Consider the following 14,288-nt stretch of genomic DNA (forward strand, 5'->3'; position numbering starts at 1 on the left):
CATGAACGACGTCGCTCGCGAGGCGGGAGTCAGCCTGAAAACGGTGTCACGGTTCGTGAACGGCGAGACGAACATCGATCCGGCCCTCGCGGCGCGGATCGCAGCGGCGATCACGCAGCTCGGGTACCGGCGCAACCTCGCCGCCGCGAGCATCCGACCCGGTTGGACGAGCAAGATGCTCGGTCTGATCATCAGCGATCTGGCCAACCCGTACTACTCGACCCTGGCAAGGGCGATCGAGGAAGAAGCCGATGCACGCGGCTACATGCTGATCGTCGCGAGCTCGGAGGAGGACGGCGCTCGGCACGATCGCATCGTCGACAGGCTCATGGAACAGCGCGTGGACGGGCTGCTCATCGTTCCACCGCGCAACCCCGCCAGAGACTGGGCGCAGGTGACGCCTCCCGTGCCGCCGATGGTCTTCCTGGACCGCCCGGGCGGACATCCGGGCGCCGACACGGTGCTTGCGGACAACGCGGGAGGAGCCGCCGACGCCACGCGCGTGCTGCACGAGCGCGGCGCGCGGCGCATCGCTTTCGTCGGCGACTCCCTGCAGATCTACACCATGCGAGAGCGGCACAGAGGATACGCAGACGCTCTGCGCGACCTCGGGGTCGACCCCGAGCTGCAAGACGTCTTCACGACCGCGCATTCCAGCGAGGATGCGAGGAGTGCCGTGGAGCAGATCCTCGCCGGCGACACGGCCGATGCGGTGTTCGCGGCCAACAACCGGGCATCGATCGGTGCGCTGCTCGCCTTCCGCGAGACGGGCAGGCGCCTTCCACTGATCGGGTTCGACGACTTCGAGGCCGCAGATCTGGACGATCCGGGCGTCTCCGTCGTCAGCCAGGACATACCGGCGATGGGTCGAGATGCTGCGCGACTTCTGCTGGCCCGGCTCGGCGGCGACACGAACGCGTTCACCTCGCACACGCTCCCCACGACTCTCGTGCTGCGGGGATCGGAGCGGGCCGCGAGATGACGCGCATCCGGCTCGTCGATTGCGACCTGGTCGCCGAACTCGACCCGGAGCACGGCGCGGAGATCCTCTCGGTCCGGCAGGGCGATCGGGAGCTCCTGTTCCGCACGCCATGGCACGAACACGCCGACGCCATCCTCGCCGCTGAGGGCAATGCGGCCTTCCCTGTGTCTCCTGATGCCTGGCTCCGACGCTATCGCGGCGGCTGGCAGACGTTGTCCCCCACTGCGGGCGACGCAGAGGAGTACGGAAGGCCGGCTTCGTACCACGGCGAAGCGTCGTCGGCTGCGTGGCACGTGCGTGCGCAGAACGGCCACGACTGCACGCTGCGGCTCGAGCTGTCCAGCATCCCCCTCGCCATCACGCGGGTCGTGAGCGTACGGGATGGCAGGGTCACGATCAACGACGAGCTCGAGAATCTGGCGCACCACGCGATCGCCTTCGACTACGGGCATCATCCGGCGTTCGGTTCGAGCCTCCTCGACTCTCGACTCGACATCGATGCGGCCGCACGGTTCGTACCGGACGAGCCCGTGCCTGACGAGCCGCTCCCGTGGCCCGAAGCGGTGGCCAAGAGCGGTGATCGCATCGCCCTGTCGGTTGTGGAACCCGGTGTCCGGCGAGGGGTGTACGGCTGGCTCGAGGGCTTCGAGCAACCACGGGTGCTTCTCGATTCCGCCGCTGCGGGGATCACCACGGTTCTGGAATGGGATCCCGTCGCCATGCCGTACGCGTGGGTATGGCAGGAGCTGGGCTGGAGCACCGAAGCCCCATGGTGCGGCAGCAGCCGCACCATCGCCGTCGAACCGATGAGCAGGCCCACCCGGATCGCCGACAGGGAGGGGAGCCTTCGCCTCGCTGCGCGGGAGCGACGGACCACCTGGATCCGGCTGTCCGTCGAAGACACGCGTCGGGTCCCGCACCGGTGACCGCGGGACCCGACGCGGTCTCGTCACTTCACGTCGACGTACAGCGTCCGACTCGTCGTCGTGCCGGCGGCGTCGGCGAACTCGACGACGTAGGCGTAACGCCCCGGAGTCCGACCGGTCACAGGGACGGCGACGTGCTGTGCCGACGGTGTCGCCGCGGTCAGCGACCCGGACGCGATCTCGACACCGTTCTCGGTCATCCGATACGAGGTCGCATTCGTGCCCCACCACATGTCAGCCGCGACCGAGTACGTGCCGTCGTGGTCGGTGTTGTCGTCGGTGAGTACCGGTAGGCCCGGATTCGCATCCGTCACGGTGACCGTGAGTGGCTTCGGCGTGCTCGCGCCCTTCGAATTGCCCAACTCGGCCGTGTAGACGTACGTGCCGTTCTTACGACCGCTGATCGGCACGACCACCTTCTGGGTCGCCGGGGTGTTCATCGTCAGAGCTTTGTCTGCGATGAGCGTGCCGTTCTCGTACAGCTTGTAGTCCGTGGCGTTCTGACCCCACCACAGGTTCATGGTGACGTTGTAGTCGCCGTCCTGCAGGCCGGTGTCCCAACCGTTGTCGGAACTCAACACCCCCGTCGCGGGAGCCGCCGTCGCCCCGTCATCGGTGATCGTCGTCACGGTCCAGTTCGAGAAGTCGTAGCGCAACGTCGTGTCGCCGAGGGTGGCTGTGAACACATCGCTCAACCGATCCTGCTTGAGCCACGGGGTGTCGAAGACTCCGTAGCTGTCGTAGGGGATCGACACGCCGTCGACCTTGGCGTTGCCCGAAGGCGCCGCGTTCGCCGCGTCGAAGGTGAGGTCGAGCGTCTTGCCCGCCAGGTCGCGGTAGACGAGGTGGGGCGCCGCGTCATCGATGCCGCTGGCATCCATCCGGTCGCCGGACGTGATCGCCGCAGCGAACGCGTCAAGGCTCGGATACGCCGAGGCATCCGCGGAGTCGAAGATCCAGCCGTTGCGGTCGGACTGACTGCGCAGGATGTCGTACGCGTACGCCAGCGTCGTGGTCGGGTGGATCTGGGTGTTCGTCTTCACCTTGTTCGACGGGTCGTTCGGCGTCTGGTAGTACCAGGTGGACGGCTTGACCATGCGATACGCGAAGTACATGGGACCGGTGTTCACGACCGTCCAGCCGGCGACATCCTTCTTCTCCACGATCGATCCGTTCGCCGGGAACATCGCGGTGAGGGTGTTGGAGGTGCTGTCTCCTGAGTTGCGGAACACGCCCACCGCGGCGCCGTCATCCTGCATGACGCGATGGTCGGCGGGCTGGTCGTAGTTGCCGGGCGCCGCGTTGCCCTGGTCGACGGACATGCGGAACAGCGAGTTCGGCGCGGTGGAGCGCCAGCGCACCACGAGCGGCTGATCCTCCAGCCAGTTGTCGACGCGGCGGTACTGCACCTCCGTGCCCACTCCCCAGTCGGGCTGCACGTAGGTCGTGCGATCGACGTCCATCGCGCGTCCGCTCGAGTTCTGCAGGTTCGACTTGTGCGACGTGTAGCTCTTGTCCGTCTTCTGACCGAGCTGAACCGCGAGGGCGGGCGGCTGATACTTCGTTCCCGGCCAGGCCACGAACCCGAGGTATTCGAGGTTCGGACGGTAGGCGGAGGGCGCTCCGTTGTCGGACTCGCCGATGGTCTGCTGAGCACGGTCCTCGCCGAAGTACGCCCATGCGAGCGCCGTGTGGTCTGCCGGACGCCAGGTCGGGTCGCCGATCGATGACAGGTCGCCCTTCGCCCTGCTCAGCGACGAGATCATGTAACCGTTGATCCAGTCGTTGGCCCACTCGAACCACATGACGTCCATCGCCATCTTCGCCTGTTGGCGCAGGCCGTCGTCCTTCGCCCACTGGTAGATCGCGTTGAGACCGAAGTACGTCATGAACGTGTATTCGGGGCTCTCGTACTCCGCCCAGCCGCGGTGCACGCCGGCGTTGATCATGTCCTCGATGTTCTGCTTGCCGATGTCGGCGAGCGCGGTGCCCGAGTTGCCGTTGAGATCGACGACATCCGGCAGGTAGGTGCCCACGAGATATCCGGCCACGTAGTTCGCCATCCGCAGGTTCTCCGTCTGCGGCAGCTTGCCGTAGGCGTACCCGGCGAAGTAGCTCTTGACCTTCGCGAGAGTGGATGCCGAGAACTGATCACCGACCATGAGGTAGGCGTACATCTTCGCCTCGGTCTTGTACTGCTCGGCGTCGTACTGGCCGAACATGGTGTCGAGCTTGGCGAGATTCTGGTCGACGTTCTGGCCGTCGGCGAGTTGCGCCGTGTACTGCACGACGTTGAGCGGCCCGCTCTCCTCCTTCATGTCCTTGGTCTTCTGCCAGAGCCAGGCGAGGCGGGTCTCAGTGGTGCCGGGATAGGGAGAGGGCGCTGACGGAACGGAAGCCGCCGTGGTCAGGGTGAGAGGCGGGCTCGCCGGACCCTCGTTGTTGCCTCCGTCGCGCGCCTTGACGGTGAAGGTGTAGTGCGTCGACGGCATGAGCCCGGTGACCTGTCCCGTGGTCACGGCGCCGCCGGTCGTGCCCGCGAGCTCGCCGTCCCGGTAGATGGAGTAGCTTGCGACCCGCTGGTCGTCGCTGGCCGCACCCCAGGAGAGTGTCGCCGTGTTCCCGTTCACGCTGCCGGTGACGGCACCGGGCGCGCTGGGCGGAACCGTGTCGTTGACGGGCGCGAGCTCGGCGACCGACAGGTCGTCGACGACGATCGCCTCGTCGGTGCCTCCCGTGTCGACGCGCACGGAGAAGTCCAGCTCCACTGTGGAGATGATCCGAGCACCGCCGTTCGGCACGATCGTGAACCGATACGCGCCGATGTCCTGAGAGGAGACTTCGTGCAGCTTGCCGTCGGTGGCGTTGTAGGCGGCGGTCGTGGTGAGCGTCGTCGCCGGAACCGGGAAACGCGGCACGTTCACGTTGTCGAAGTTGCCGAAGGCGATCTGAGCGTAGATGTCCTTGGCGACCGGCTTCGTGCTGGCCGCCGTGCGAGCCATGTTGAACGACAGTTCGAAGTCCACGGGCGCGCTGCCGACCGGCTCCTTGTAGACGGCGTTGATGCGATCCTTCAGGGCGCCCGAGCTGAACCGCTTCAGGAAGTACGCCGAGATCGCGCCGCCGTTCGACGAATCGCGGAGCTCCATGGCCGGATCACCGTCGATCGAGACGGGCGTCTGCGTACCGCTTCCGTCTGTCGTCGTGTTGTCGAGCCTCGTCGCCGGGTTCGAGAAGGTGGTGTCGAAGTCCGATGCGAGGAGGTTGACCGGTGACGGGTCGTCCGCCGCCTGCACCGGGGCGATCGTCGTCACGGCGATCACGGCCGCGAGACCTGTGCCGATGACCGTGCTGAGGATGTTTCTCACTGCGTCTCCGTTCTTCGTCGAACTGACCCTTGTGGAACCTCGATCAGCGTAGAACAACGTTGTCTTAACGACAAGATGCTTCGAGAAAAGGTCGCTCAACGAGTTCCCGGGCGCAGCGCGGTGACGAACTGGATGCCACGCAGAGCGAGATTCCGTACCCCCAACCCCAGGGCGGTGCGAGGAACCAGCAGTCTGGAGACGGATCGTACGGCCCGCTGCTTCGGTATGACCCGAGCGCGGTGCCCGCCCTCATACTCGGCGAAGGCGACAGCCGGGTCGGACGGATAACGGGCGAGGGCATCCGCCAGCGTGCGCGCACCGATGATCGCCAGCGACGAGCCGTCACCGAAGACGGAGACCGACGACGCTGCGTCGCCGAGCAGTCCGATCCGGGACGTGTGCCAGGAGTCGAGTCGCAACTGCGTGACAGTGTCGAAGTACACGTCGGGTGCGGAGGCGAAGCGATCGAGGAACTCCGGAACGCGCCAGCCCAGGCCGGCGTAGGCATCCGCGACGATCGAGCGGGACGAGTCCGCCTCCCGCGCATCGAAGCGCGCGGCGAGCGGACTGTGGAAGATGAATGCCCCGATCGGGATGCCCGCGGACGGATGGAGCGAGAACGAGACGCCCGGTGCGTTGAGCATCGTCATCTCCGCAGGATCGAACTCCGCGCCGGGCGCGGCCACGGTGGCAACGAACATGCCGATGCGATGTGCGAACCGCGACTCGGGGCCGAACGCGAGCGAGCGCACACGCGAATGCTGGCCGTCGGCGCCGATCACCAGGTCGTAGCGAGCCGTGCGTCCCGACTCGAAGCGCACCTCGACGCCGTCGGGCTCCTCGTGCAGCTCGGCGATCGACTCGTCGAAGATCACGTTCGCCCGCCCGGCGGCCGCTCTCACGAGAACATCGGCGAGGTCGGCGCGGGGTACCTCGATGCCGTCGGCGCCGTTCTCCACCGCCGTCGCCGGGATGGATGCCAGCCTCCGCCCGTTCCGGTTCACCGCGACGAGCCTGCGAACGCTTGTCCTGACGCTCTCCAGCTCATCGGCCACGCCCATGCGCTCCACGATGCGCAGCGCGTCGTCGTGCACGTCGACGGGGTTGCCGCTGGACCGCAGGCCCGTCGCCTTCTCGACGACGGTGACCTCGAATCCGCGTTCGGCGAGGTGCCAGGCGAGTGCTCCACCCGCGATTCCCGCTCCGGAGATCAGCACGCTCTTCGTCATCGATTCTCCCCATATTTCGGCACTCAATGCCATTTCGCATTCAGTGCAATTTAGCATCGACCGCTAGGATGTCAACCGTGAGTGTGTCGGAACCCTCGGCTGACGTCCCTCCTCTGCGCGAACGCAAACGCGCCCAGACCCGCGAGCGCATCATCGCGGTAGGCGTCGAGCTCTTCGGATCGAAGGGCTATGACGAGACGACAGTGGCCGACATCGCCGCGGCGGCGGAGATCGGCACCCGCACGTTCTTCGCCTACTTCGAGGGCAAGGAGGCGCTGCTCTTCGGCCCTGGGCTCGACCGTACAGACATCGCCGTCGGCACCATCGCGGCGGCGGCGCCCGACGACGATCCGGCCCGCGTCCTGCTGCGATGCCTGGATGCCGCGGCAGACGCCACGAGAGACGACTTCCTCAGCGAGCGAGCACTGCTCCGCCTGCGGCTCGTCGACTCCGTGGCCGCCGTGCGCGCGAGGGGCGCTGCGGAGCAGCTCGACGCCATCGACGTCATCTCCGATGCGTTGGCGGCACGTTTTCCGAAGCTGGGTGCGGCCAAGGCCGCCGGCATCGCCGGCGCATTCGTGGGTGCGAGCGCGGCGGCGGTGAAGTCGGCGCTCCAGCATGCCGATTCCGCTGCCCCGGCACAGCTGCAGCGGCGCATCCGGTCCGCGGTCGCCGCGGGGCTCGGGGTGAAGGAGTGAGTCCGTTCGTCACTCGCGCGCGGTGACGATCGCCCGAGCGCATGGCCGCGCAGTCTGACGTTTCGGCCGAGTCGGATGCGACGCGCGTCGTATCGTTCGGTGGTGACCACCATCGCCGACGTTCGCCTCCACCGCAGATCCGTGCCGCTCGTGCGTCCGTTCGTCACGGCCGTGCGCACCGCCACGGCGATCGACGTGCTGATCGTCGAGGTCGTCGACTCCGACGGACGCAGCGGATGGGGCGAGGCACCGACCAGCTGGCGCGTGACCGGCGAGAGCCCGGCCAGCGTGACGGCCGCGATCGAGGGCCCGTTGCGCGAAGCGGTCTTCGGGATGTCGGTGGGTGCGTCGGGAGCGACGGGATCCGCGGGCGCGGCAGCAGCACTGGCATCCGCATCCGAGGCGAGCACAGCGCTCGACCGCGCCGTGGTGCGCAACTCGGCGGCACGCATGGCCGTCGACTGCGCGATCTACGACCTGGCCGCGCAGGCGGCGGGAGTTCCACTGTACGAGCTGCTCGGGGCATCCGCTTCCATGGCCGCCGCCGGCGTGCGCACGGACATGACGCTGTCCGCGGTCGTCGACGCCGCCGGCATCGCCGGGCTCGTCGAGGCGGCCGTCGAGCACCGGGATGCCGGCTTCCGCACCATCAAGGTCAAGGTCGGCGCAGGCGCAGACGACGTCGGGGTGATGCGGGCCGTGCGGGATGCCGTTGGCCAGGAGGTCACGCTGCGCGCCGACGCCAACCAAGGCTGGACGTCCGAGCACGCGGTGCACGTGATCCGTGCGTGGGAGGATGCCGGGCTCGGCGTCGAGCTCGTCGAGCAGCCCGTGCACCGCGACGATCTCGACGGCCTCGCGTTCGTGACCGCGCACGTGAAGACGCCGGTCCTCGCTGACGAGAGCGTGTGGACCACTCGGGATGCCCGCGAGGTTATCGCCAGGCGCGCGGCCGACATGGTGAACATCAAGCTGGCTAAGACCGGCGGCATCCGCGAGGCGATAGCGCTGCGCGACCTTGCTGCGGATGCGGGCGTCGCGGTGATCGTCGGCTGCATGATGGAGAGCCACGTCGGCATCGCTGCGGCGAGCGCGGTCGCGGCATCCGTCGACGCACGGTCCGGCGCGCCGACGGCGCACGACCTCGACGCCGGACTCTGGCTCAGCGCGTCGCCGGTGAGCGGCGGTATCCGCTACGACGGCGAGACGGTGCGGATGCCCGACGTGCCTGGTCTGGGCATCGAGGGCCTCGCGGGCTGAGGCCGCGGCCGCCAGAGCCCTTGCCGCCGGTTGAGCCCCCGCCGCCGGTTGAGCCCCCACCACCGCCGGTTGAGCCTGTCGAAACCGAGCACGGAGTTGGTTTCGACAGGCTCAACCAGCGGCATCAGGCTCAACCGGCGGCACCAGACTCAACCGGCGGCACCAGACTCAACCGGCGGCACCAGGCTCAACCGGCGGCATCAGGCTCAACCAGCGGCATCAGGCTCAACCGACGGCATCAGGCTCAACCAGCGGCACCGGACTCACCGGCGGCCAGTGGCATCAGTCTCAACCGACACCATCAGGCTCACCGGCGGTCAGCAGACTCAGCTCGCCGAGCCCAGGCAGACCTTCGCCGACGGAGCCGCCGCCGGCAGCGCCGTCTGCCCGTCCGGCAGTGCCCCGTGCACGGCGTAGTACGCCATGTCGATCGCACGCTGCTGGGTGTTCGCCGCTGCCAATGCCGCTCCGTTCATGAACAGGTCGGCGCCCGGCAGCACATTCAGTGCCCGCGTCACATAGTCGAACGGCGTGCTGCCCGGGTCCATGGCGGAAGGGTCGGTCCATCCGCACGTGTTGTACTCGAGCGCGTTGAGCGCGGCCTGTCCGACGGCGATCACGAAGTGGTCGCCCGACAGGGTCGCGGCCCAGGCCACCTTGTACGACGTCGTCACCTGGCTCGACGGCAACCCGGCGGACGCGGCAGCCGCCTGCGCGGCCGGCACGTCATCCGATCCGGCCGCGTACAGCAGCACCCGGTCCGCGAACGTGGCGGGGCTCGACGGCAGCGGTTGCGTGGTCCAGGGGCCGCTCGGCGGAGCCGTGTCGCCCGTGGTGTCCATGACCGGCCCGGATGCCGTGTCCAGGTACACCTGCAGCGGCTGGTGAGCGATCGGCTCGGCCGCGATGCCGGTCACGCCGGTCGCCTTTCCGGGCAGGGCTGCGGTGTGCCAACCGGATCCGTCGTTGTACGCCACGGCTGGGGATCCGTCAGCGGTCAGGTACGCGACGACCGATCCGAGCCGGTGCGCCGGGCCCTCCTCGAGGGTTCCGGGCGGGTTCGGGAAGTTCCCGATCGGACCGGAGACGGCACTCGGCAGCTCATACGTCGACGCGGTGATCGCGCCGGCGGCCGGACGTCCCGGAAGCGTCGTCGTCTGCCAGGCTCCGCGTGACTTCTTCGTGAGCTGCACGAGCTCCGGAGTTCCGGAATGCTTCGCACCCTCGGCACCGTTCACGACGACGCTCGCTGCGCCGATGGGTGTGGTCAGGGCTGAGAGCGTGGCATCCTTCGTCACACGCACCGACGATGGAATCGCCGGCCACGCGTTGCCCGCCCGCGAGACCGTCGTGAGCTTGCCGTTGTGCCCGATCGCGAACACGGTCGGTCCGTCCGCCGTCTCGCTCAACGCGAGCGGGGCCGGCCGCACGGCGAAGTGCGTCAGCGTCTTGGTCGACCAGGTGCCGGACGACTCGCTCGTCTCGTTCAGCGATCCGTGGGCGTCCACGAAGAACACCGTCGGACCGGATGCCGTGTACGCCGCAACGATGTCGGCTCCCTCCGCCGGCGTGCCCGGCAGGTCCTGGCTCACCCATCCGCTTGCGCCGAGGTAGCTCTCGGCGAGCGAGCCATCGGATGCACGGAAGTACGCGTGCGGAGTGGTCGCCGAGTTGACCTCGGGGTCGATGTACGCGAGCGCCGCGATGGATCCGTTCGAGCTCGGCGTGCCCGCCGCCGTCACCTGGAGCCAGCTGGCGCCGTCCCACACGTCGGCAGCGAGGTCCCCGGATCCGCTCGCCCTCACGAACCGGTAGTACGAGACCGGATAGCTCGAGTACCACGTCTCCGTGGACGGCACGGCCGCAACGGATGCGGACGCCCCCACCACGTTCACGTTCTTCGTGACGGTCGTGATCGTCCCGAAGCTCGAGGTCGCCGTCACCGTGATCGTGTGCAGGCCGGGCGTCGCGAAGGTGTGCGTCACATCCGCTCCGTTGCTGTTGGTCGCGCGGCCGTCGCCGAACGTCCAGTAGTACCCGGTCATGGATCCGCCGTTCTCGCGTCCGGCGGCGTGGAACACGGCTTCGGTTCCGGTGACCGCAGTGTCGGGGCCGGAGATGGATGCCTTCGGGTTCGGATGCTGCGCGGCCGTCGGCGGCGAGACCAGAGCCCACACCTCGCCGGAGCTCCACGTGTTGTGTGCGAACGTCGTGAGGTCGAGGTTCACGTCGTGCTCGACCTTCACGTTCGTCGACGATGAGAAGTCGCCGTTGACCATGTCGACCGTTCCGTCGTCGTGCACGGCCACGATGATGCCGACGTGGTCGGCGTATCGTGCGGCACTGATGGCACCGGCGTGGAAGAACACGACGGCGTCGCCGACGACAGGGGTGCCGGAGTTCGCGACAGGGGTCTGTCCGTCGTCGACCGCCCACTGCACGAAGCTCGATGCCGCGGCGTTGATCGTGTTCATGTCCTGCGTGATGCCGGCCTGCTGCCACACCCACTTCACGAAGTCGGCGCACCAGTTCTCGTTCGAGTTGCGCACATTGAAGGTGGAGTCGTAGCCGCAGCCGTCGGAGTTGGCGGAGAATCCCGCGACCAGCGTCGTGTACGGGTTGCAGTTGAGGCCGCCGAAGCCGGTGACGACAGGATTGTCACCATTGCCCACCTGACTGAGCGCGATCTTCGCGATCGAGTCGCCGAGCGCGCTGTCGCCTGCAGTGGTCGCGGAGCCGCTGGACGCCTTCGCCTGATCCGTCGGTGCCGGCGTCACGGTCTCCTGGGCGGCCGACGACGTGCTCTGCGGTGCGTTCGTGGGAGCAGGACTGCTCGTGGACGTTCCGGAGGCATCCGGCGATCCCGCTTCGGCGAACGCCGGCTGCGCGAGCGCGAACGTGGCGATCAATGCAGCGGGCAATGCCAGTGCCACCCATCTCCGCCTGGTCGGCGGCGGCGCGTCATCTGATCGAGCTTTCGAGTATGGACGACGTGATCGTGCCATCTGATTTCTCTCCTTTGATGTGTCCGGTCGGTGTGGGACCGGAACGACAGCGTGTGGCGGCTTCCTCATCCACCGAGAAGAGCCGCGGCCACTCCTCTGATGGCTTCGCGCCCCTGCTCGGGCTCGAAACCGCGGGTGCAGACGGCGAGGAGGCGACGCGATGCGGGTTGCCCGACGAACGCGACATCGTGTTCGATGCCCGGCACGTCTCCCGACTTCGATCCCCACGGCGTCCCCGGTTCCACGACGGAACCGATCCGCGGATGCTCCTGCGCCTCCAGCACGTCGCGCATCCACGCCGAGTTCGTCCTCGTGGTCAGTGCGCCGCTCAGGATGCCGCGCATCACGGCGACCAGGTCTGCCGCGGTGGTCTCGTTGGTCAGTCCGGCGCGTACCGCGCACGGATCTCCGATCCGACGTTCCATGCGGGTATTCGAAGCACGGCAGAGGCGGAACGCCTCGGCGATCGGAGCCGGTCCCAGGCGATCGAACAAGACGTTCGTCGCCTCGTTGGACGACCGGTCGATCATCATCGCCACGAGTTCGCGGATGGTCGCGGACGAACCGTCGGCGGGGAACTGCGGATCCGTGTCGTCCGGATCCAGCCGGAACTCCTCGATGGTGCCCTCTGCACTTTCACACTCGAAGACTCGCCTGCACTGCAGCGCATCGTCGAGGCGCAACGCGCCGCGCTCAGCGGCAATCACTGCGGCGAGCATCACGCCGAGCTTGACGGTGGATGCCGCGTAGAAGACGGTGTGTGCGTGACGGGATGCGAGCATCCTCCCGTGCTCGTCGCACATCGCGTACGCGACAAGGGGTGCGCTCGCGCTCGCCGCCGAGACGACCGGATCGCCGGTGTCCAGCTGCTGAGGTGCCCGACCCATGCCCGCCGTCACCTCTCCCCGCGCAGCCGCGCCAGGCTTTCGCGGCTGGTTCGAAGCGCTTGGACGCTCGATTCGTAGCTGGTGCGCGCGACCCCCACGAACACGTAGTCGACAATGGTCAGCTGGGCTATCCTGCTGGCCATCGCGCCGGAGCGGAACGTCGTCTCGCGCACCGACGTGAGCAACGTCAGATCGGCATCGCGAGTAACCGGCGACTCGGGTGCGTTCGTGATCGCGACGGTGACCGCCCCTCCCGCATGGGCGACCCGGAGGAGCTCGCACACCTCTCGGGTCTGGCCGCTGTGCGAGAAGCCGATCACGACATCGTCGGCTCCGAGGAGCGACGCCGAGCTGATCGCGTCGTGGGCGTCGGTGAACCCCAGAGCCACGCGACCCACGCGCAGCAACTTCTCTCGCAGGTCTCGCGCGCCCATGTTGCTGGCCGCCACCCCGAATGCCAGCGTCCGTTGTGCGCCGGCGACGGCGTCGATGACGCGTTGAAGCGTGTCGAGGTCAAGACTGGCCGCGGTCTCCCGGATGCCGAACAACTCGGATCCGCTGATCTTGGCCACGGTCTCGGCGAGCGTATCCGTCGGGGCGATGTCGGATCCGTAGCTGCTGTCGGCCCCGAGCTGAGCGGTCTCGGCCGCGAGCTCGGCCGCCATCTGCAGCTTGAGCGCCGCATAGCCGGCGAATCCCAGCGTTCTCGCGAACCGTACGATCGTGGCCTCGGATGTCTGGCACAGCTTCGCCAACTCGGTGATGGTCAGCTCGAGCACGACCTGCGGCCTGGCGACCACGACCTCCGAGATCCGCCTCATCGACGGTGGATACCGCTCGGTGAGCGCCTGCATGCTCGACTGGATACTCACGCCAGAGCCTCTCCCGGGACGGACGAGGGCGCACACGCACCAGCGGGCCCCACCCAAATGGCAATGGTTTTCAGGAATCGCCTCATTGGTGGAGATGCTATACATCCGCGGCGCCGGAGTCGACCCTTCTTCGCACCGAACTCCACCGCCGTTGGAGCGGCGCGACTCGGCGGCCTCGGCGGCCTCGGGCTGCGATCAGAGTCGACTCACGACACCGGACGCCAGTCATCCGGTCCGAGCGGATGCCCCGCGCCGGCTCCCTGCAGCCGCGGCAGGAAGTGCGCCCAGCCGACGCGATGGCCCGCGACCCGGGCATCCGGAAGTCCGCTGTGCGTGAGGTCGACGCGGGTGCCGCCCGCGACGGCCGTGAGCTCGAAGCTCACCCTGGATGCGCCGGGCGGCAGATCCTCGCTGCCCGCTATCCCCCACGAGACGACCACCCGATGAGGACGCTCCACCTCGAGATACTCACCACGGATCGGAAACCCCGCGATGTCGACGTCGAAGCGCCCACCGGGACGCGGCTCGAGCGTGGCGAACTCGCCCATCCACGCCGTCATGCCGTCGGCGGTCACGAGGTAGTCGAAGACCGTGTCGGGTTCGGCGTCGATGTCGATCGACGTGTGGAAGTCAGGCATCCGGATGCTCGCCCTTCGCCTCGACGCCGCTCGCGTGCGCACCCCGTGCGCCTGACTCGACGGCCGCCTTCAGGCGTCCGAGCTGGGACGGCCAGAATCCGTCGAGGTAGTCGCGAACGGCGGCGAGGCCGTCCGTACGCACGGCGAAGAGGTGCCGGGTGCCGTCCCGTGTCTCGTCGACGAGCTCGGCCTCGCGCAGCACGCGCAGGTGGTGCGAGACCACCTGTTGCGAGAGGGCGAGCGCTCCGGCGAGGTCGCCTACGGCGCGCGGCTCGTCCCGGACCGCAGCGAGGATGGCACGGCGGTTGCCGTCGGCCAGGGCGCGAAGCCCGCGGTCGATCGCTGCCGCGCTCGACGTGCGTTCGCTCACATGCGTCCCTTTCCTGCCTCAGGCCTCGAACCTATCATCCACAATTGCACCCT

The 14,288-nt window shown here is 68.0% G+C and carries 11 protein-coding genes; 4 read left to right on the forward strand and 7 right to left on the reverse strand.

Annotated features, from left to right (window positions below):
- Window position 1: 1 nt before the first annotated feature.
- Complete coding sequence (locus tag ACX9R5_RS00690; protein ID WP_459407086.1) at window positions 2-982, forward strand: LacI family DNA-binding transcriptional regulator; 981 nt, start codon at window positions 2-4, stop codon at window positions 980-982.
- Window positions 979-1,908 (forward strand): aldose epimerase family protein, encoded by a 930-nt coding sequence (locus ACX9R5_RS00695; protein WP_459407087.1) that lies wholly within the window; start codon window positions 979-981, stop codon window positions 1,906-1,908. The genes ACX9R5_RS00690 and ACX9R5_RS00695 overlap by 4 nt, the downstream gene beginning before the upstream one ends.
- 23 nt (window positions 1,909-1,931) lie before the next feature.
- Here the strand turns inward: ACX9R5_RS00695 and ACX9R5_RS00700 are convergent, their stop codons facing one another.
- Both ACX9R5_RS00700 and ACX9R5_RS00705 read right to left on the reverse strand, forming a co-directional pair.
- Window positions 1,932-5,276, reverse strand: coding sequence for a fibronectin type III domain-containing protein (locus tag ACX9R5_RS00700; RefSeq protein ID WP_459407088.1), 3,345 nt, complete (start codon window positions 5,274-5,276; stop codon window positions 1,932-1,934).
- 95 nt (window positions 5,277-5,371) lie between these two features.
- Window positions 5,372-6,505, reverse strand: a complete 1,134-nt coding sequence (locus tag ACX9R5_RS00705) for an FAD-dependent oxidoreductase (protein ID WP_459407089.1) — start codon at window positions 6,503-6,505, stop codon at window positions 5,372-5,374.
- Between the two features lie 77 nt (window positions 6,506-6,582).
- Here ACX9R5_RS00705 and ACX9R5_RS00710 point away from each other — a divergent pair, with 77 nt between their 5' ends.
- Window positions 6,583-7,203: a TetR/AcrR family transcriptional regulator gene (locus ACX9R5_RS00710; protein WP_459407090.1), complete on the forward strand. Its 621-nt coding sequence runs from the start codon at window positions 6,583-6,585 to the stop codon at window positions 7,201-7,203.
- Between the two features lie 102 nt (window positions 7,204-7,305).
- Window positions 7,306-8,463: a dipeptide epimerase gene (locus tag ACX9R5_RS00715; RefSeq protein WP_459407091.1), complete on the forward strand. Its 1,158-nt coding sequence runs from the start codon at window positions 7,306-7,308 to the stop codon at window positions 8,461-8,463.
- Between the two features lie 326 nt (window positions 8,464-8,789).
- Here ACX9R5_RS00715 and ACX9R5_RS00720 read toward each other — a convergent pair whose 3' ends face one another.
- The 5 genes from ACX9R5_RS00720 to ACX9R5_RS00740 all read right to left on the reverse strand — a co-directional run bounded on the left by ACX9R5_RS00720 (window position 8,790) and on the right by ACX9R5_RS00740 (window position 14,235).
- On the reverse strand, window positions 8,790-11,396 hold the full coding sequence (locus ACX9R5_RS00720; RefSeq protein ID WP_459407092.1) for a PKD domain-containing protein: 2,607 nt from the start codon (window positions 11,394-11,396) through the stop codon (window positions 8,790-8,792).
- A gap of 137 nt (window positions 11,397-11,533) precedes the next feature.
- Entirely contained in the window at window positions 11,534-12,355 is an 822-nt protein-coding gene (locus ACX9R5_RS00725) for a serine hydrolase (RefSeq protein ID WP_459407093.1), read from the reverse strand.
- Between the two features lie 8 nt (window positions 12,356-12,363).
- Window positions 12,364-13,227, reverse strand: a complete 864-nt coding sequence (locus tag ACX9R5_RS00730; protein WP_459407094.1) for a MurR/RpiR family transcriptional regulator — start codon at window positions 13,225-13,227, stop codon at window positions 12,364-12,366.
- Between the two features lie 206 nt (window positions 13,228-13,433).
- Window positions 13,434-13,865: an SRPBCC family protein gene (locus ACX9R5_RS00735; protein WP_459407095.1), complete on the reverse strand. Its 432-nt coding sequence runs from the start codon at window positions 13,863-13,865 to the stop codon at window positions 13,434-13,436.
- Window positions 13,858-14,235, reverse strand: a complete 378-nt coding sequence (locus ACX9R5_RS00740; protein ID WP_459407096.1) for an ArsR/SmtB family transcription factor — start codon at window positions 14,233-14,235, stop codon at window positions 13,858-13,860. The genes ACX9R5_RS00735 and ACX9R5_RS00740 overlap by 8 nt, the downstream gene beginning before the upstream one ends.
- Window positions 14,236-14,288: the final 53 nt, after the last annotated feature.

It is taken from the genome of Rathayibacter sp. CAU 1779 (genome assembly GCF_054551755.1).